Raw genomic sequence first — 16,110 nt, 5'->3', positions numbered from 1 at the left:
GAATGGGTAAGATTGTCCAGGCGACCTCTCCTTCGTGGAAATATCCGCAGCTTCGCACGTTGCGGTCAGGTCGTCCTAGAGGAATTTCCGTGCCGCTTTCCAGCCTGAAGACATACATCCACCGCGAACAGAAGCTGCTTATCGGCCTTGCGCTGGGCGCGGCGCTGACGGCAGGCTTCATCAGCCTTGCGGACGAGATGGCGGAAGGCGAGACGAAGGCCTTCGACACGGGCTTCCTGCGGGCGCTTCGCACGCCCGACGACCTGTCGACGCCGATCGGTCCGGACTGGCTGCTGCCTGCCATGCGCGACCTCACCGCATTGGGCGGTGTGACCGTGCTGACGCTGGTGTCCGCCCTTGCGGTCGCATTCCTGCTGACACGGGGGCGCGTGAGGCAGGCGTTCTACACCGCGCTTGCCACTGGCGGCGGCGCGCTATTCGGCACGCTACTGAAGGAACTTTTTGCCCGCGCGCGGCCCGAAGCGGTGCCGCATCTCGTCGAAGTCACTTCGCTCAGTTTTCCGAGCGGCCATTCGATGAACAGCGCGATCATCTATCTCACGCTGGCCGTGATGATTTCGCGAAGTTTCGAGGAGCGACGAACACGGCTTTTCGTGATCGGCGTTGCGGCGCTACTGGTGCTGACCATCGGCTTCACCCGCCTCTATCTCGGCGTGCATTATCCGACCGACGTGCTCGGCGGGTGGACCGTTGGTGCGGCATGGGCGCTCGCCATGGGCCTGGTGGCGACCAGGCTTCAGGACAGGCGAAAGATGGAACAGCCGGGCAAGGACCCGGCCTGATCAGACCGGATCCTGCGCCGTGCCGCTGACCGTCCAGGTCTGGCCCTTGCCCAGCAGCTTGGCGAGATTGGCTTCCTTGCCCGCACTCGCCTGCTCACGCTCTGCGATCACCGCTCTTTCGAAAGTCGGGCGCGGATCGTCGTAAAGCACGCCGAGAGCCATCGGGAACGGGCCGAAGGGCATTTCGACGAGCATGTGCGCGATCGAGCGGTTGGTAACGTCGTGGACGATCACGCCTGCCGCTTCCCAGTCGCCATCGACCACGTCGACCACGCCCAGCGTCAGCTTCTCCCGGTCGAGCGTGATGCCCTTGGTGTCGCCTGCGAACAGCATGGGCTTGCCGTTTTCGAGCCAGAGCTGGCGGTCTTCGGCACCCTTGGGCGCGGCGAAATCATCGAACACGTCCTTGTTGTAGACGATGCAGTTCTGGAAAATCTCGATGAAGGCCGCGCCTTGGTGGGCATGGGCTGCCATCAGCACGTCGGGCAGGTTCTTCGAAACGTCGAAGCCGCGGCCAACGAAGCGCGCCCCCGCACCCAGCGCGAAAGCAGCCGGACGGGCGGGATGGTCGACGCTGCCCAGCGGGGTCGAAGGCGACTTGGTTCCTTCGCGGCTGGTGGGCGAGTACTGGCCTTTGGTGAGGCCGTAGATCTCGTTGTTGAACAGCATGATCTGCATGTTCACGTTACGGCGCAGCACGTGCATCAGGTGGTTGCCGCCGATGGACAGGCCGTCGCCGTCACCGGTCACCAGCCAGATGTCGAGATCGGGATTGGCGAGCTTCGCCCCCGTCGCGAAAGCCGGCGCGCGGCCGTGGATCGTGTGGAAGCCGTAGGTTTCCATGTAATAGGGGAACCGGCTCGAACAGCCGATACCGCTGATGAAGCAGGTGTTGGCCGGGTTCGCACCAAGCTGCGGCAACGTGCGCTGCACGGCCTTCAGGATGGCATAGTCGCCGCAACCGGGGCACCAGCGGACCTCCTGGTCGGTTTCCCAGTCCTTGAGCGTGGTCTCGAATTTGGCAGGGGCGTTCATTCTGCACCTCCTTCGGTGCTGGGAAGCTGCTGGTCGTTCGCGGGAACCTGCCCGCCTTCGTTGCCGGGGACGCCGTCGAAGAACTTGGCAATCTCGGCTTCGAGTTCGGCGATCTGGAACGGCTGGCCGCTGGTCTTGGTCAGCGGCTGGGCGTCGATCAGGTACTGGTCGCGCAGCACGGTCTTGAACTGGCCGGTGTTCATTTCGGGCACCAGCACGTGGTCGAAACCGCGCAGCAAATCGCCGAGGTTCTTCGGCAGCGGCCAGATGTGGCGCACGTGGATGTGGCTGACGTCGAGGCCCCGGCGGATCGAATTGTCGACCGCGCGGTGGATCGGGCCGAAAGTCGAACCCCAGCCCACCACGGCGAGCTTGCCCTTCGACTTGCCGAGGCAGACGTCCTGGTCGGGCACCGCAACGCCGTCGACCTTGCCCTTGCGCAGGTCGGTCATGCGCTGGTGGTTGTCGGGCGAATAGTCGATATTGCCGGTCAGCTCGTGCTTCTCGATCCCGCCGATGCGGTGCATCAGACCAGGTGTGCCGGGCTTGATCCAGGGGCGTGCGCCCTTCTCGTCGCGCTTGTAGGGAAGCAGGCGGTCGCCATCGTTCTTCTCTTCGAGGAACTTGGCGGGGAACGGCGTGTAGTCGGCCGGATCGGGCACCTTCCACGGCTCGGCGGCATTGGCGATGTAGCCGTCGGTCAGCAGCATGACGGGCGTCATGTACTCGACCGCGATGCGGCAGGCCTCGATCGCGACTTCGAACGCATCGGACGGACTGCGCGCGGCAATGACCGGCATTGGCGCATCGCCGTTGCGGCCATAAACGGCCTGGTAGAGATCGCTCTGCTCGGTCTTGGTCGGCAGGCCGGTCGACGGACCGCCACGCTGCGAATTGACGATCACCAGCGGCAGCTCGGTCATGATGGCAAGGCCCATCGCCTCGCCCTTCAGCGCGATGCCGGGACCCGACGAAGAAGTGACGCCCAGCTGGCCGGCATAGCTCGCACCGATGGCGGCGCAGATCGCGGCGATCTCGTCTTCCGCCTGGAAGGTCGTAACGCCGAATTCCTTGAGCCGGGCAAGGTGGTGCAGAATCGCCGATGCGGGCGTGATCGGATAGCCGCCGAAGAACATCGGCAGTTCAGCCAATTGTGCGCCCGCAACAAGGCCCAGGCTGACCGCTTCTGCGCCGGTTACGGTACGATAAAGGCCCGGCGCGCTGGGTACCGGATCGACATGGACCTGCTTCAGCGGACCTGCCAGTTCGGCGGTTTCGCCATAGGCATGGCCCGCGTCGAGCGCAGCGATGTTCGCATCGGCGATGTCAGGCTTCGACTTGAACTTGGCGCGCAGCCAGTCGTGGATCGGCGCGCGGTCACGGTCGAACATCCACAGCGCAAGGCCGAGCGTCCACATGTTCTTGGACCGCAGCGCATCCTTGTTGCCGAGACCGTAGGGTTTCACCGCCTCGATGGTCTTTTCGCTGATGTCGAAGGCCAGCACATCGTACTTGGCAAGGCTCCCGTCCTCGAGCGGGTTCGCATCATAATGCGCCTTGTCGAGGTTGCGCTTGGTGAAGGCGCCGGTGTCGGCGATGATCAGCCCGCCCGGCTTCAGCGCGGCGAGGTTCACCTTGAGCGCGGCCGGGTTCATCGCCACCAGCACGTCGGGCGCGTCACCCGCCGTATTGATCTCGCGGCTGCCGAAATTGATCTGGAAGGCGGAAACGCCGAACAGCGTACCCTGCGGCGCGCGGATTTCGGCCGGGAAGTCGGGGAACGTGGCGAGGTCGTTGCCGGCCAGCGCGGTCGACAGCGTGAACTGTCCCCCGGTGAGCTGCATGCCGTCGCCGGAGTCGCCGGCGAACCGGACCACGATGGCTTCGGGGCTTGCGGGGATGCCGTCCTGCGGCGAGCCGACGCTATCGGGAGCGGCTGTTGCCATCCAATCTTATCCTTGTCGCGCGCCGCACCCGGCGGCGCTTTTCCGTTCGGAGCGGCACCTAGGAGCCACCCCTTCCTCTCGCAATGAAGTTTCTCTGCTAGCGCCAAAAAGCCCGGTGGAAAAGCGCTGCCGACGCGCTAAGTCTCAATTCGAAACGAATGGGAGAGAATAGCGATGGCCGATACCGAACACTTCGTGCGCGATGACGTGCGTGGATTTCTCGACATGCTCGAGCAGATCGGCGGCAAGGGGGTCGAGGAAGTCGGCGCGGTGGAAGGTCGCAACCAGATGCGCGCCATGGGCCAGATCGCCGAAGCGCCTGCCCGCCCGATGGCCGTTCGCAAGGACCTCACGTGCCCGGGACCGGCGGGCGACATCCCGCTGCGCTTCTACGATCCGCTCGACAGCCGCGAGGCCGGCCCCTGTGTGATCTTCATCCATGGCGGCGGCTTCGTGATCGGCGATCTCGAGGTCTACGATTCGCTCTGCACCGAAATCGCCCACCAGCTGGACCTGCCGGTCGTGTCGGTCGATTACCGCCTGGCGCCCGAACACCCCTTCCCCGCCGCACCCGACGATTGCGAAGCGGCGGCGCGCTGGGTCGCGACCTCGCCTGCCGAACTGGGACGCGAAATCACCGGCCTCGTCATCACGGGCGACAGCGCAGGCGGCAATCTGACGATCGTCACCACCAACCAGCTGGTCAACGAACCGGCCAAGGTGCCCGTGATCGTCCAGGCGCCGATCTACCCGGTGGCGAGCGACACGACGCACCACAACTCGCTGCGCGACTTTGCCGAAGGGTTCCTGCTAACCCGCGCGGCCATGGCGTGGTTCACCGACCAGTATGGCGGCGATGCCGGCGACCCGCGGCACACCCCGATGGTCGGCGATTGCAGCAACACGCCGCCGACGGTGGTCTGCACCGCCGGCCTCGACCCGCTGCGCGATTCGGGCCGCGAATATGCCGCCCACCTGATCCAGCAGGGGACCGAGGTCGTCTATCTCGAGTTCCCCGGTATCATTCACGGCTTTACGACGCTGAGAAAGGCTATACCGAGCGGGCAGAAGGATCTCGATGCCTTCCTCGATGCAATCAGACTGATGGTGGAGCGATACAGGTGAGCGAACTCGGCTACCGGCCCTGTGTGGGCGTGATGCTGGTCAATGGACACGGACGCGTTTTCGTGGGCCGGCGGATCGACAACAAGGAAGGGGACTGGTGGCAGATGCCGCAGGGCGGCGTCGACGAGGGCGAGGACCTTCACGAAGCGGCGCTGCGCGAACTGGCCGAGGAAACCGGCGCGCGCGCCGAACACGTGGCGATCATCGACCGGATGAAGGAGCCCGTGCGCTACGACCTGCCGGAAGAACTCATCGGCAAGCTGTGGGGCGGCAGGTATCGCGGACAGGAACAGGTCTGGTTCCTCGCCCGGTTTTCCGGCGAGGATGCCGACATTGACCTGGAAGCGCACGATCCGCCCGAATTCTGCGACTGGAAATGGGCCGAGCCCGACCAGCTGCCGGAGCTGATCGTACCGTTCAAGAAGCGGGTCTATCGCGCGGTGGTCGAAGCCTTCCGCGAACTGGTCTGAGCGCCTAGTTCGACTGGACCGGCTGCGCGTCGGGCAACTTGGCTTCGGCAGTCAGGACAGGCGTGCGCGGACCGGCGGCGATCGCGGCGGTCAGGCGCTGCGTTTCGGCGCAGCTGTCGCCGCACAGCGAGCGAACTTCGGCGAGTTTTGCGCGTGCCTTTTCGACCGCGCCCTTTTCGGCCAGCGCAGCGCCTTCACCGGCAAGCGCGGCAAGGTTCTTGGGATCACGGTCCAGTGCTTCGCGGTAATAGCGGATCGCCTTGCCCTGCAGGTTCTCGGCACGGGCCGCTTCGGCAAGGCGGATGAAGATCGGCGTGTGACCCGGGTCCACCGCCAGCGCCGCTTCGAACGCGTCGATCGCGCCCTGCGTGTCGCCCGCTTCGAGTGCTGCCTGGCCCTGCGCGATCAGCACGCCTGCCCGCGGTTCGGGATTGCGTTCGTTACCCCAGCTGACGCTGGCCGTGAGGGCGAAGGCAAGCGACAGAGCAGTAGCGGCGGGGGCAAAACGCATGATTGTCTCCGTAAGGGACCGGTTCACTGATGGACGCAGATCGGCCATTTCCAAAGGCTAACACGACTTTTCTGCACGGGCGATGAAAAATCCATCGGTCCCGGCATGGGACGGCGTGAGCCGGATTCCGTGCCCGCGGTGCCGGCCCGCCGGTAGTTCCGGTATGACCGCTCGGAAGTCTCCGGTGCGCGCGAGAAAGGCGTCGAACTGTCCTGCCCCTTCCTCGTCCAGCAGCGAGCAGGTGACGTAGACCAGCCGGCCTCCCGGCTTGAGCAAACCGGCTGCGATATCGAGCAAGCGCGACTGGATCGCGGTCAGCCGCCCCAGTTCTTTGTCGTCGAGCCGCCAGCGCGCCTCGGGATTGCGCCGCCACGTCCCCGTGCCGGAACACGGCGCATCGATCAGCACGGCGTCGGCCTGGCCGGCGAGGTCCGCCAGCGCTTCCATTTCTTGTCCCGGGTTGAGGAGCCTCGTCTCGATATTGGTCGCGCCAGCGCGCTCGGCCCGCGGTGCCAGCGCCGACAGGCGGTTGCGGTCCGTATCGCTCGCCACCAGCCGCCCGAGATTGTCCATCGCGGCTGTCAGAGCCAGCGTCTTGCCCCCGCCGCCTGCGCACAGGTCGATAACCGTCTCGCCCGGCTCGGCGCCGAGAGCGAGGCAGGCCATCTGCGATCCCGTGTCCTGGATCTCGATTTTACCGTCGCGCCATTCGGCCCATTGCTCGACCTGCGTGCCCGGTTCGAGACGCAGGGCCTGAGGCGCGGCAGTCGGCTCGGCCGGTGCGGGGAGCGAAAGGGTCGCGCGCTCCGCCTTCAGCGTGTTCACCCTGATGTCGAGCGGTGCGCGGCCAAGCAGTGCTGCGGCCTCTTCGCCGTCGATGCCCGACTGGCCGAGGCGGTCGGTCAGCCAACGCGGCGCCACGCCGCCTTCTGCAACCGGCTCGCCCTCGCCCAGTAAGGCAGGACCGTACTGCGACCCGTCGAACAGCGCCGATAGGCTCTGATCCTGCTGCGCAAGCCGCAGCATGGCCGCCCTGCCCGTATCCGGAACCGGACCGCAGGCGCGGATTGCCGCGAAGACAAGTTCGCGAATGGCTCTGCGGTCCTTCGAGCCGGCAAAGCGGTTGTTGCGGAACCACTCCGCCAGGATGCGGTCAGCCGGCGCACCCTTGGCGCGCGCCGAGGCGATGATCGCATCGAGCAGCTCGATGGCGGTCTGGACCCGCGCTGCGGGAGTCATGACCTAGCGCGTCGGATAGTTCGGTGCCTCGCGGGTGATCGCAACGTCGTGGACGTGGCTCTCTGCGAGGCCTGCATTGGTGATGCGCACGAACTGGGCGCGCTTGCGCAGGTCCTCGATCGTGGCGCTGCCGGTATAGCCCATGGCTGCCTTGATGCCGCCGACGAGCTGGTGGATCACGGCCGCTGCCGGACCCTTGTAAGGCACCTGGCCCTCGATCCCTTCGGGCACCAGCTTCTGCTGCGAAACGTCGGCCTGGAAGTACCGGTCGGCGCTGCCGCGCGCCATCGCGCCCACGCTGCCCATGCCGCGATAGCTCTTGTAGCTGCGGCCCTGGTAGATGAAGGTTTCGCCCGGCGCTTCTTCCGTGCCTGCGAGCATGGAGCCGACCATGATGGTCGACGCGCCGGCCGCGAGTGCCTTGGCTGCATCGCCGCTGGTGCGCAGGCCGCCGTCGCCGATCACGGGTACGCCCGCCTTCTCGGCCGCTTCGGCGCAGTCCATGATCGCGGTAAGCTGCGGCACGCCGACGCCGGCAACGACGCGGGTTGTGCAGATCGAGCCGGGGCCGATGCCGACCTTGACCGCGTCCGCGCCCGCATCGACGAGCGCCCGGGTGGCTTCTGCAGTAGCTACGTTACCCGCGATCACCTGCACGGTGTTAGACAGTTTCTTGACCCGTTCGACAGCCTTGGAAACTTCCTTGTTGTGGCCGTGCGCGGTGTCGATGACTACCACGTCGACTTCGGCGTCGATCAGCGCCTCGGTGCGCTCGAAACCCTTGTCGCCGACGGTAGTGGCGGCTGCCACGCGCAGGCGGCCGTTTTCGTCCTTGGTGGCTTCGGGATAGGCAACCGCCTTCTCGATGTCCTTGACCGTGATGAGGCCGACGCAGCGACCGTCATTGTCGACGACGAGCAGCTTCTCGATGCGGCGTTGGTGCAGCAGGCGGCGCGCTTCGTCCTGGCCCGTGCCCAGCGGCACGGTGGCAAGGTTTTCGGTGGTCATGAGTTCCTTGACCGGCTGGCGCGGGTTTTCGGCAAACCGCACGTCGCGGTTGGTCAGGATACCCACCAGCTTGCCCGAAAGATCGGTCACGGGAATGCCGCTGATGCGGTTGGTGGCCATGATTTCCTGCGCTTCGCCCAGCGTGGCGTCGGGGCGGATGGTAATGGGGTTCACCACCATGCCGCTTTCATAACGCTTCACGGCGCGAACGGCGGCAGCCTGTTCCTTGATCTTGAAGTTGCGGTGCAGCACGCCGATGCCGCCCAGCTGCGCCATGGCAATCGCCATGTCGGCTTCCGTCACCGTGTCCATGGCGGACGAGATGACGGGGATGTTCAGTTCGATCCCGCGCGTCAGCCGCGTGGCGGTGTTCGCCATCGAGGGAAGGATGTCGCTCTCGGCCGGACGCAGGAGAACGTCGTCGAAAGTAAGGCCGAGGGGAATGTCGAGATGTGCCACGTTTGAGAATCGCCTGCCGGGATGAATGTGGCGGCCCATGTAACGACGGTTTCGAGCGGGCGCTAGTGGGCCGCTGACCTAAGCTCGACCGTAGTTCACGAGTCCACCGAAACCGCTGCGATACCGCCACGCCAGGATGACCAGGCCGATGGCCCATCCGAAGCCCCAGATGGCGCTGCCGCCGAGGAGTAAGTGATAGAAGAAGATAACGGTGACGAACGGTGCGAGGAGGATAACACCCAAGGGCGCAGTTCGCTCGATCGACAACGCAAGTCCGCCTACCACGAACAAGCCGAGCATCGTCGGCACCAGGAACCCCGTCGCCTCCATAGCTGCCTGAAAGTCCGGACCTGGCCCTTCACCCGAAAGGAACGGATTACCTTGCCCCCTGAACAAGGCGACAGAGCCCCACGCACCGATCACTGCGAAAAATCCGCCGTAGGCAATACGGAATACGTGCCAGAACAATCGCGTCATTATTCCGCCGTCCAGCCGCCATCGACGCTCCAGTTCGCGCCCGTGACGTTCTGCGCCTCGGTGCGGCACAGGAAGACGGCCAGCGCGCCGATTTCCTCGGGCTGGACGAACTTCTTGGTCGCCTGCTTGACCAGCAGCACGTCGTTGATGACCTGGTCGCGGGTGAGGCCGCGAGCCTTCATCGTGTCGGGGATCTGGTTTTCGACCAGCGGGGTCCAGACATAGCCCGGGCTGATGCAGTTCGCGGTGATGCCGTCTGCCGCCAGTTCGAGCGCGATCGTCTTGGTGAAGCCGTCGAGCCCGTGCTTGGCCGCGTTGTAGGCGCTCTTGAAAGGGCTCGCGACCTTGGAATGGGCGCTGGCGGTGTTGATGATCCGACCCCAGCCCTTGGCCTTCATGTGCGGTACGGCAAGGCGCGTGGTGTGGAATGCAGCGGTCAGGTTCAGCGCGACGATCGTGTCCCACTTCGCCACCGGGAAGTCCTCGACCGGGGCGACATGCTGGAGCCCGGCATTGTTGACGAGGATGTCGATGCCGCCGCTATCGGCCATCATCGCCTCGATCTGGGCAACGTCAGTGAGGTCCGCGCCGGAGTGGGTCGCACCCAGTTCCGCGCACAGTTTCGCGATTTCGCCTGCGTCGCCGAACCCGTTGAGGACCACCTCGGCCCCCTCTGCCGCAAGCGCCCGCGCGATGGCGAGGCCGATGCCGCTGGTCGATCCGGTTACAAGTGCGCGCTTTCCTTCGAGAAACATTTCTGGCCTCAAGTGTTGTGATAGGCAAAGGTGCCATCGCGCAGGAGCGCGGCACGGTCAATCTCGGGGAGGCATGAATGCGGCTCAATCCATTCGATACCAGCAGGATCGACGTCGGAACCACGGGTGGCGGAGGCGTCGGCAAAGCGGGCGGTATCGGGTGCGGGACGATCATCATCGCCGCGCTGGGCTATTTCGTGTTCGGCCTCGACCCAATGCAGACCGCCGCGACGGTAGAAGGCATGCAGCAGGGCCAGGTCGCGCAGGCACCGACGAACGAGGACGAGGACGCGATCTGCTCCTCCAACCAGTACGCGACCGAGACGTGCAATGCGCTGCTGTCGCTCAACGAAACCTGGCAACAGACCTTCGAGCAACAGGGTTATGGCGACCAGTTCCAGCAGCCGGGGCTGCGGTTTGCCACGAGCGAGAGCTTCAGCACCGGCTGCGGCAGGGGCTCGGTCGGCATGGGTCCGTTCTATTGCCCGGCCGACCAGCGCATCTACATCGACGTGAATTTCTACGACCAGCTGGCGCAGATGTCGGGCAATCGCGGAGATTTCGCGCGCTATTACGTGATCGCCCATGAATACGGGCACCATATCCAGACCATTACGGGCATCTCGCAGCAGATCCGGTCGTACCAGCAGGCCAATCCGCGCCAGGCGAACCAGCTATCGGTCCTCATGGAACTGCAGGCCGACTGCTATGCCGGCGTATGGGCAGGCAAGAACCGCAACCTTATCGATCCGGGCGATATCGAGGAAGGGATGCAGGCCGCCGCCGCCATCGGTGACGACACGCTGACCAAGGGCCGTGTGAGTTCGGAGAACTTCACCCACGGCACCAGCGCCCAGCGTAGCCAGGCGCTCCGCCTCGGCCTGCAGGGCGACGACAGGCAATGCGACGCCATCACCAATATCGGCTAGGCATGAAAAAGGGCGCGGCTCGATAAGACCCGCGCCCTTCTTCTTTGCGAGAAATCAGGGGGCGAAAGTGCCCTCGCTCTCCTCGCGGCGCACCGCCGTCGACCAGTCAAGATTGCGGGTCGCATACATGACCGATGCGAGCGCGAAGAACATCGCCAGCGCGCCGACGATCAGCGACGCTTCCTCGAGGCTGAGGAGGACGTAGAGGCCGCCGTAGAGCAGCGTCAGCAGCCCGCCGATGAAGCCTGCCCGCTTCCATCCGCCCAGCACGGCCGCGCTGTAGGCGGTGAGCAGCCCGATGATCGCCGCGCTGGCAATGACATAGGCCAGCGCGAAGCCGGTAATCTCGGCAAAAGCCAGCAGCAGGACGAAGAACAGCACCAGCCCCGCGCCCGTCAGCAGATATTCCGCTGCAGCTACCCGCGCGCCGCCGACCACGTCGAACAGGAGGAAGGCGAGGAATGTGAAGCCGATGAAGAGGAAGCCGTATTTCACGCTGCGGTCGACCTGCGCGTAGATATCGGCCGGCTCGACAAGGTTGATCGTGGCAAGGCCGACCTCCGCTTCGGCCATTTCGGCTCCGCGATATTCGGCCTGCGGGACCAGGGGCTGGGCCGAAGGATTGTCGGTCATGCTCATCATTCCCTGCCCCAGCGCGAGATTGCCGATCGTCCAGCGGGCGCTGAAACCGTCGGGTCCGATCTCGCTTTCGTCGGGCAGGAAACCGCCGCCAAAGCCCGGGTGCTGCCAAGGGGAGCGCACCGTCCAGCGCGTCTCGCCGCCCTGGGGCGTCAGCGCGAGGGCGCGGCTACCGCGAAGGACGTAGGCATAGTCGACAGAGAGCGCCGAAGTACCGCTCCATTCGACCGGCCCGTGGAAGCCGCCGCCGCCCTGTGCGCCGCCCTTGCCCGGTGTCAGGTCGACGCGCTTGCCGCCCGCACGGACATCTGCCGCAGAGCGAAGGCCGCGCGGATCGAAGGTCGAGAAGCGGATTTCAGCCTCTTCGATCAGTAGCTGCTCGCGCTTCACGCCGTAGCGGGCGAGGTCATCGGGCAGTTCGAAGCGCGCCTTGCCTTCTATCTTCGCAAGATAGGTGACCGTCTCGTAGATGGCCTTGCGCTTCAGCTCGGGTTCGAGCGTCGTGGTTAGGTCATTGGTATGCGGGAAGAGGAAAATCTCCGAACGGACGGTGCGCGGGCGGGTGACGGTCTGGCCGTCCACCACGGTCTGGACCTCCTGTTCGCTGCGAAATGGGATCGCCAGCACGGGACCGGAAATGGTCTGCGCCCCGCCGGCACCGGCAGTAATGGCGTCCTGCGCGACCCGCGCCTGTTCCTGCCGGTCGGACACGAGGCCGTAGACCATGATCATGGGTATCAGGAGCGCGAGGCCGACCAGCCCCGCGATGAATAGTTTTGCCGTGGGCGATCTGTCTCGCATCGTCTCGTCTCCTTACGTCTGCGACGAAACGTGCTTTGTGAGCGACGAACTGAATAACTTGTGAACCCGGCCCGCCATACGAAAAAGCCCGGCGCTTTCACGCCGGGCCTTCTCGGTTGTCGGTGATGGCGAACGCTATTTGCGCTTAAGCTCGGCAATTTCCTTGTCGATGGCGCGCAGGGCCTCGGCACGTTCGCTGTCGCTGAGATTGCGGTCGGCGGCGATCGCCTTGCGAGCGGACTTCACTGCGGTCAGCGCGATCTTGTCGGCATTGGCCTCGCAGACGAACATGGTGGTGCGCCCCTTCCCGTCCACTTCGGTCGCGACGATATTGGTCTTGTCCTTGCACTTCATCACGACACGCGGTGCACTTGCACGGGCGATGTCGGACATGGCGATGGCTTCGCCGGCCGCCGCCATTGCCTCTGCCCGAGCCTCGGAAGCTTCGGCATGGGCCTCTGCCACGGCGAGCGTGATTTCGCGGCGCATGTTCGCATGGCTCATCGCGGTATCGGCGCGCATTTCGGCGAGGTCCGCTTCCATTTCCGCAAGGTCCGCTTCCAGCTCGGCGCGTTCTTCCTCGCTCATGTCGCGGCGAAAACGACGGACCACGCGGCGCTCCCCGTCCTTGTCGACGATGACGCGGCGCTCCACGCGAACTTCGCCGTCCTGCTGGATATCGATGTCGACATCGACGTCCTCGTCCACTTCGGGAGCGGGCGGTGCGTCGGGGGCCGGCGGCGCGAGAGGAGCAGCAGGCACCGGCATGACCCAGGTCAACGGCGCTTCAGGTGCAGCCGGCGGCGTCGGCGCGGCAGCGGCTTCGGCAAAGCAGACCGACGCGGTCAGCGGCACCGCGAGAAACGCGCTGGCAAGGGTGGCGCGTCCCGCAAGGCGGCGGCGCGGCGAAATGTCGGACATGTTCAAACTCCTCAAGCGATGGATGATCGACTTGTCCCCCAGAACCGGACAGGCCATCGGCGCGGCGAGCGCCGGACGCGGCGTTCCCTGCGGATGGCGAGCGAAATCGGCGATGATGCCGGCGTAAGTGGCGCGTTCCTCGCGCGGGCGGGCGGCCACGACGCGGGCATCGCAGGCGGCTTCCTGGTCGCGGCGCAGCGCGTTCCAGCCCAGCCAGCCGAGCGGGTTGAACCAGTGGATCGCGAACAGCGGCTGGACCGCCATGTTGACGATCAGGTCGCCGCCGCGGTGGTGGGCGAGTTCGTGCGCGATGGCGAGGTCGCGCGACATGCGGTCGCGGCTGGCCATGAAACCTTCGGGCAGCGCGATGACGCGGTCGATCACGCCGAACGCCATCGGGCCGGAAATCGCAGGCGTTTCGATGAGGCGGATGTTGCCTGCCTCTCCCACGGGCCGTGCATACTCCAGCAGGTCGCGGCGCAGCTCGAAATAGAGCCAGAAGCGGCGCACCAGCATCATTCCCGCACCCAGCAACCAGATCGCGACGAGCGGCATGACGAGGTCGGTGGGATCGGGAAAGGTCGACGGCGCAGGCGGCGTTGCGGCCATGTCGGCGAAATAGGTGGAGGCTGAGCCCGCCCGTTCTGGCAGGACCATCGGGGCAGTTTCGAAGCTGACGGGCACGCTCTCGCGCGTCGGTCCCATCCAAGCCGGCAGGGTGAACGGCGGCAGGACCAGCCGTGCGAGCGGGACGAACCACAGCGCATAGGCCGCGCCCGATCCGAAATAGCGCGCCACGGGGCGGCGCAGCAGCATGACCAGTGCGATCAGCGCGCCGGTCCAGACCAGCGTGTCGAACAGGAACCAGTCCCAGTATTCGCGCAGGAGCTCGGTCATTTGCGCATCTCCTTGAGGAGGGCCTCGATCTCTTCCAGATCGGCGTCGGTGAGCGCTTCGTTTTCTGCGAGGTGGGCGAAGAGCGGCGCGGCGCGGCCGCCGAACAGGCGATCGACGAGACGGCGCGATTCGCCGCCGACATAGTCGGAGCGTTCGATCAGTGGATGGTAGAGGAAGCGGCGGCCTTCGGGTTCGGTGCCCACGGCCCCCTTCGACACCAGGCGGCCGAGCAGTGTTTTTACCGTCGGGATCGACCAGTCGTTCGCCGCGCAGACGCGGTCGCAGACATCGGCAGCCGACAGCGGGCTTTCGGTCCACAGAGCCTCCATGACTGCGTGCTCAGCTTCGCTGATCCGCTCGCCCGGTGCCTGTTTACGCTTGGCCATCGCCTCTATCTCCCCTTCGGTTTCGCCGAATTCGTTTACGTGTGTAGTTCTCAAGACTACGCTTGTAAACAGAAAATGCGAACCCTACCCGATCGCAGGGCAGACGATGGGAGTCCGGCGAGCAATCCGAATTCGCCGTGAGGACACGTATTCTCGACCAACGACAGGGCGGGCGAGGAAGGTTGAAACCGCGTGATCTTGGGATAGTCTCCCCGTCATGAGCAGAATCCTCGCCGCCGCCCTCGCCCTCCTTGCCACGCCGCTTTCGGCGCAGGAGGAAGCAGCGCCCCCGCCTGCTGAGCCGGCACGCACCATGGTGGTCCTCGAAACCACTGCAGGCGACATCACGGTGGCACTCGAGACCGAACGCGCGCCCATCACTGCCGGCAATTTCCTTCGCTATGTCGACGAGGACAGGTTCGACGGCACGGTGTTCTACCGCGCGATGAAACTCGACTGGGGCGACCAGCCCAACGGGTTGATCCAGGGCGGCACGCAGTGGGATCCGGACCGTGTCCTGCCCGGTATTCCGCACGAGCCGACCACGTTGACCGGCCTCAGCCACACCAAGGGCGCGCTGTCGATGGCGATGGGCGAGCCCGGCACGGCCAATGGCGATTTCTCGATCTTCCTGCAGGATTCGACCGGAATGGACGCCGATCCCAAGTCGGAAGACCCGGTCTGGCGCAACGGCTATGCCGTTTTCGGCTACGTCACGGATGGCATGGAGGTAGTGCAGGCCATCCATGCCATGCCGACCGATCCCGACAAGGGCGAAGGCTGGATGAAGGGCCAGATGCTGGCGCAGCCAGTGAAAATCGTCGAGGCGCGCCGGCTGGATCCCGCCGCCAGCGACTAGCAGACCTCGGCGGTATTCTCCGGGATCGGCCCGGGCGGAACGCGGGCCGCGCTCATCGCGAAGGGATCGGACTTGAGGCGATGGCTTGAGCCATAGGCGCGCGCGAGAGCGGCGTAGAGCCGCGGGTCGTAGACCTCGAGATCGGGGTGGTTCAGGATACGGCGTCCGTCGACCACCACCAGCCGGTTCGAATTGAACCAGACCTGCGTCCCCTCCGCCCAGTATTCCTGGATGGTGGTGGTGGCGTATTCATTCAGCCAGAGGTCGCTTGCGAGCGCATTGGCGTAGGCTGCCTCGATCTCGCGGTAGAGCGCCGGATCGACCGCCTCGATCGCGAACAGGACGTTGTGCGCCATTTCGTGGACGAAGATCGTCTCGCCGTAATAGCGCGAGCTCGGCAGGCCGAGCACGTCCTCTTCCGAACCCACCGTACGTTCACCGCCGATGCCGCGCGCACGTTCGTTCCAATACTGCCGATCGCTCTTTGCCCCGATGCGCGTGTCATAATGCTTGAGTTCGCAGCGGGTCAGCCGCGGATCGTCGCGCGCCGGCTTGGTCCAGTGCGCCTTGTCGGGCAGGTCGAGCAGCGCCTCGTCCTGCGCGATGATCGCAACGCGGTAGTCGTTCGCGGCCAGCCATTCGGCCAGCTCGGGCCGGTGCGAAAGCATGTCCCGCGCCATGTCTCGGGCGGCGACCAATGCCGCATCGGAAACGCGCCCGGAAGACAGGATCGGGATACCCCGCGCATCGACATATTTCGCATAGAACGGCTCCGCGCCGACCGTCTCCGGCGGAGGCACTGGCGCAGCCGCGCAACCTGCCACGAGGAGCATGGCGAGGAAGGAAGCCG

General features: G+C 65.3%; 16 protein-coding genes. 5 read left to right on the top strand and 11 right to left on the bottom strand.

What is annotated here, in order from left to right; translation table 11 throughout:
* Positions 1 to 89: 89 nt before the first annotated feature.
* Positions 90 to 803 carry a phosphatase PAP2 family protein gene (locus LCL94_RS12620; RefSeq protein WP_224832499.1) on the top strand — a complete coding sequence of 238 codons (714 nt, stop codon included), beginning with the start codon at positions 90 to 92 and terminating at the stop codon, positions 801 to 803.
* On the opposite strand, the gene LCL94_RS12615 is transcribed toward LCL94_RS12620, so the two are convergent.
* Together LCL94_RS12615 and LCL94_RS12610 are read right to left on the bottom strand one after the other, a co-directional pair.
* Entirely contained in the window at positions 804 to 1,838 is a 1,035-nt protein-coding gene (locus LCL94_RS12615; protein ID WP_224832498.1) for a 2-oxoacid:ferredoxin oxidoreductase subunit beta, read from the bottom strand.
* Entirely contained in the window at positions 1,835 to 3,784 is a 1,950-nt protein-coding gene (locus LCL94_RS12610) for a 2-oxoacid:acceptor oxidoreductase subunit alpha (RefSeq protein WP_224832497.1), read from the bottom strand. Before LCL94_RS12610 ends, LCL94_RS12615 begins: the two co-directional genes overlap by 4 nt.
* A 174-nt stretch (positions 3,785 to 3,958) precedes the next feature.
* On the opposite strand from LCL94_RS12610, the gene LCL94_RS12605 reads away from it, so the two are divergent.
* Both LCL94_RS12605 and LCL94_RS12600 read left to right on the top strand, forming a co-directional pair.
* Positions 3,959 to 4,909, top strand: coding sequence for an alpha/beta hydrolase (locus LCL94_RS12605; RefSeq protein WP_224832496.1), 951 nt, complete (start codon positions 3,959 to 3,961; stop codon positions 4,907 to 4,909).
* Positions 4,910 to 4,941: 32 nt separating this feature from the next.
* A complete protein-coding gene (locus LCL94_RS12600; RefSeq protein WP_263611920.1) occupies positions 4,942 to 5,379 on the top strand; it encodes an RNA pyrophosphohydrolase in 438 nt (145 codons plus the stop codon).
* Between the two features lie 4 nt (positions 5,380 to 5,383).
* Here LCL94_RS12600 and LCL94_RS12595 read toward each other — a convergent pair whose 3' ends face one another.
* The 5 genes from LCL94_RS12595 to LCL94_RS12575 are packed head-to-tail and all read right to left on the bottom strand — an operon-like array spanning position 5,384 to position 9,828.
* The gene (locus LCL94_RS12595; protein ID WP_224832494.1) at positions 5,384 to 5,890 is read right to left on the bottom strand and encodes a tetratricopeptide repeat protein; all 507 of its coding nucleotides are present in this window, start codon (positions 5,888 to 5,890) and stop codon (positions 5,384 to 5,386) included.
* Between the two features lie 57 nt (positions 5,891 to 5,947).
* Positions 5,948 to 7,129, bottom strand: a complete 1,182-nt coding sequence (locus LCL94_RS12590) for an RsmB/NOP family class I SAM-dependent RNA methyltransferase (protein ID WP_224832493.1) — start codon at positions 7,127 to 7,129, stop codon at positions 5,948 to 5,950.
* A gap of 3 nt (positions 7,130 to 7,132) precedes the next feature.
* Positions 7,133 to 8,635: an IMP dehydrogenase gene (gene guaB / locus LCL94_RS12585; protein WP_224832492.1), complete on the bottom strand. Its 1,503-nt coding sequence runs from the start codon at positions 8,633 to 8,635 to the stop codon at positions 7,133 to 7,135.
* Between the two features lie 39 nt (positions 8,636 to 8,674).
* Complete coding sequence (locus tag LCL94_RS12580; protein ID WP_224832491.1) at positions 8,675 to 9,073, bottom strand: hypothetical protein; 399 nt, start codon at positions 9,071 to 9,073, stop codon at positions 8,675 to 8,677.
* A complete protein-coding gene (locus tag LCL94_RS12575) occupies positions 9,073 to 9,828 on the bottom strand; it encodes a 3-hydroxybutyrate dehydrogenase (RefSeq protein ID WP_224832490.1) in 756 nt (251 codons plus the stop codon). Before LCL94_RS12575 ends, LCL94_RS12580 begins: the two co-directional genes overlap by 1 nt.
* Positions 9,829 to 9,905: 77 nt before the next feature.
* Here LCL94_RS12575 and LCL94_RS12570 point away from each other — a divergent pair, with 77 nt between their 5' ends.
* Entirely contained in the window at positions 9,906 to 10,757 is an 852-nt protein-coding gene (locus tag LCL94_RS12570) for a neutral zinc metallopeptidase (RefSeq protein WP_224832489.1), read from the top strand.
* Between the two features lie 54 nt (positions 10,758 to 10,811).
* Here the strand turns inward: LCL94_RS12570 and creD are convergent, their stop codons facing one another.
* The 3 genes from creD to LCL94_RS12555 all read right to left on the bottom strand — a co-directional run bounded on the left by creD (position 10,812) and on the right by LCL94_RS12555 (position 14,401).
* Positions 10,812 to 12,197, bottom strand: a complete 1,386-nt coding sequence (gene creD / locus LCL94_RS12565; RefSeq protein WP_224832488.1) for a cell envelope integrity protein CreD — start codon at positions 12,195 to 12,197, stop codon at positions 10,812 to 10,814.
* A gap of 135 nt (positions 12,198 to 12,332) precedes the next feature.
* Positions 12,333 to 14,015 carry a M56 family metallopeptidase gene (locus LCL94_RS12560; RefSeq protein WP_224832487.1) on the bottom strand — a complete coding sequence of 561 codons (1,683 nt, stop codon included), beginning with the start codon at positions 14,013 to 14,015 and terminating at the stop codon, positions 12,333 to 12,335.
* Positions 14,012 to 14,401: a BlaI/MecI/CopY family transcriptional regulator gene (locus tag LCL94_RS12555; protein WP_160606934.1), complete on the bottom strand. Its 390-nt coding sequence runs from the start codon at positions 14,399 to 14,401 to the stop codon at positions 14,012 to 14,014. The genes LCL94_RS12560 and LCL94_RS12555 overlap by 4 nt, the downstream gene beginning before the upstream one ends.
* A gap of 217 nt (positions 14,402 to 14,618) precedes the next feature.
* Here LCL94_RS12555 and LCL94_RS12550 point away from each other — a divergent pair, with 217 nt between their 5' ends.
* Positions 14,619 to 15,260, top strand: a complete 642-nt coding sequence (locus LCL94_RS12550; RefSeq protein ID WP_224832486.1) for a peptidylprolyl isomerase — start codon at positions 14,619 to 14,621, stop codon at positions 15,258 to 15,260.
* Here LCL94_RS12550 and LCL94_RS12545 read toward each other — a convergent pair.
* Positions 15,257 to 16,093 (bottom strand): glycoside hydrolase, encoded by an 837-nt coding sequence (locus LCL94_RS12545; RefSeq protein ID WP_224832485.1) that lies wholly within the window; start codon positions 16,091 to 16,093, stop codon positions 15,257 to 15,259. The two genes, LCL94_RS12550 and LCL94_RS12545, sit on opposite strands and share 4 nt — an antisense overlap.
* Positions 16,094 to 16,110 lie beyond the last annotated feature (17 nt).

It is taken from the genome of Qipengyuania gaetbuli, from assembly GCF_020171365.1.
In the GTDB taxonomy this organism is placed as follows: Bacteria; Pseudomonadota; Alphaproteobacteria; order Sphingomonadales; family Sphingomonadaceae; genus Qipengyuania; species Qipengyuania gaetbuli_B.
Note: the sequence above shows the minus strand (reverse complement) of the source record. Positions and strands in the feature narration are given on the sequence as shown.

Coding starts and splice junctions, on each gene's coding strand:
- LCL94_RS12615 (WP_224832498.1), bottom strand. CDS start 1,838: ATGAACGCCCCTGCCAAATTCGAGACCACGCTCAAGGACTGGGAAACC.
- LCL94_RS12610 (WP_224832497.1), bottom strand. CDS start 3,784: ATGGCAACAGCCGCTCCCGATAGCGTCGGCTCGCCGCAGGACGGCATC.
- LCL94_RS12605 (WP_224832496.1), top strand. CDS start 3,959: ATGGCCGATACCGAACACTTCGTGCGCGATGACGTGCGTGGATTTCTC.
- LCL94_RS12600 (WP_263611920.1), top strand. CDS start 4,942: ATGCTGGTCAATGGACACGGACGCGTTTTCGTGGGCCGGCGGATCGAC.
- LCL94_RS12595 (WP_224832494.1), bottom strand. CDS start 5,890: ATGCGTTTTGCCCCCGCCGCTACTGCTCTGTCGCTTGCCTTCGCCCTC.
- LCL94_RS12590 (WP_224832493.1), bottom strand. CDS start 7,129: ATGACTCCCGCAGCGCGGGTCCAGACCGCCATCGAGCTGCTCGATGCG.
- guaB (WP_224832492.1), bottom strand. CDS start 8,635: ATGGGCCGCCACATTCATCCCGGCAGGCGATTCTCAAACGTGGCACAT.
- LCL94_RS12580 (WP_224832491.1), bottom strand. CDS start 9,073: ATGACGCGATTGTTCTGGCACGTATTCCGTATTGCCTACGGCGGATTT.
- LCL94_RS12575 (WP_224832490.1), bottom strand. CDS start 9,828: ATGTTTCTCGAAGGAAAGCGCGCACTTGTAACCGGATCGACCAGCGGC.
- LCL94_RS12570 (WP_224832489.1), top strand. CDS start 9,906: ATGCGGCTCAATCCATTCGATACCAGCAGGATCGACGTCGGAACCACG.
- creD (WP_224832488.1), bottom strand. CDS start 12,197: ATGCGAGACAGATCGCCCACGGCAAAACTATTCATCGCGGGGCTGGTC.
- LCL94_RS12560 (WP_224832487.1), bottom strand. CDS start 14,015: ATGACCGAGCTCCTGCGCGAATACTGGGACTGGTTCCTGTTCGACACG.
- LCL94_RS12555 (WP_160606934.1), bottom strand. CDS start 14,401: ATGGCCAAGCGTAAACAGGCACCGGGCGAGCGGATCAGCGAAGCTGAG.
- LCL94_RS12550 (WP_224832486.1), top strand. CDS start 14,619: ATGAGCAGAATCCTCGCCGCCGCCCTCGCCCTCCTTGCCACGCCGCTT.
- LCL94_RS12545 (WP_224832485.1), bottom strand. CDS start 16,093: ATGCTCCTCGTGGCAGGTTGCGCGGCTGCGCCAGTGCCTCCGCCGGAG.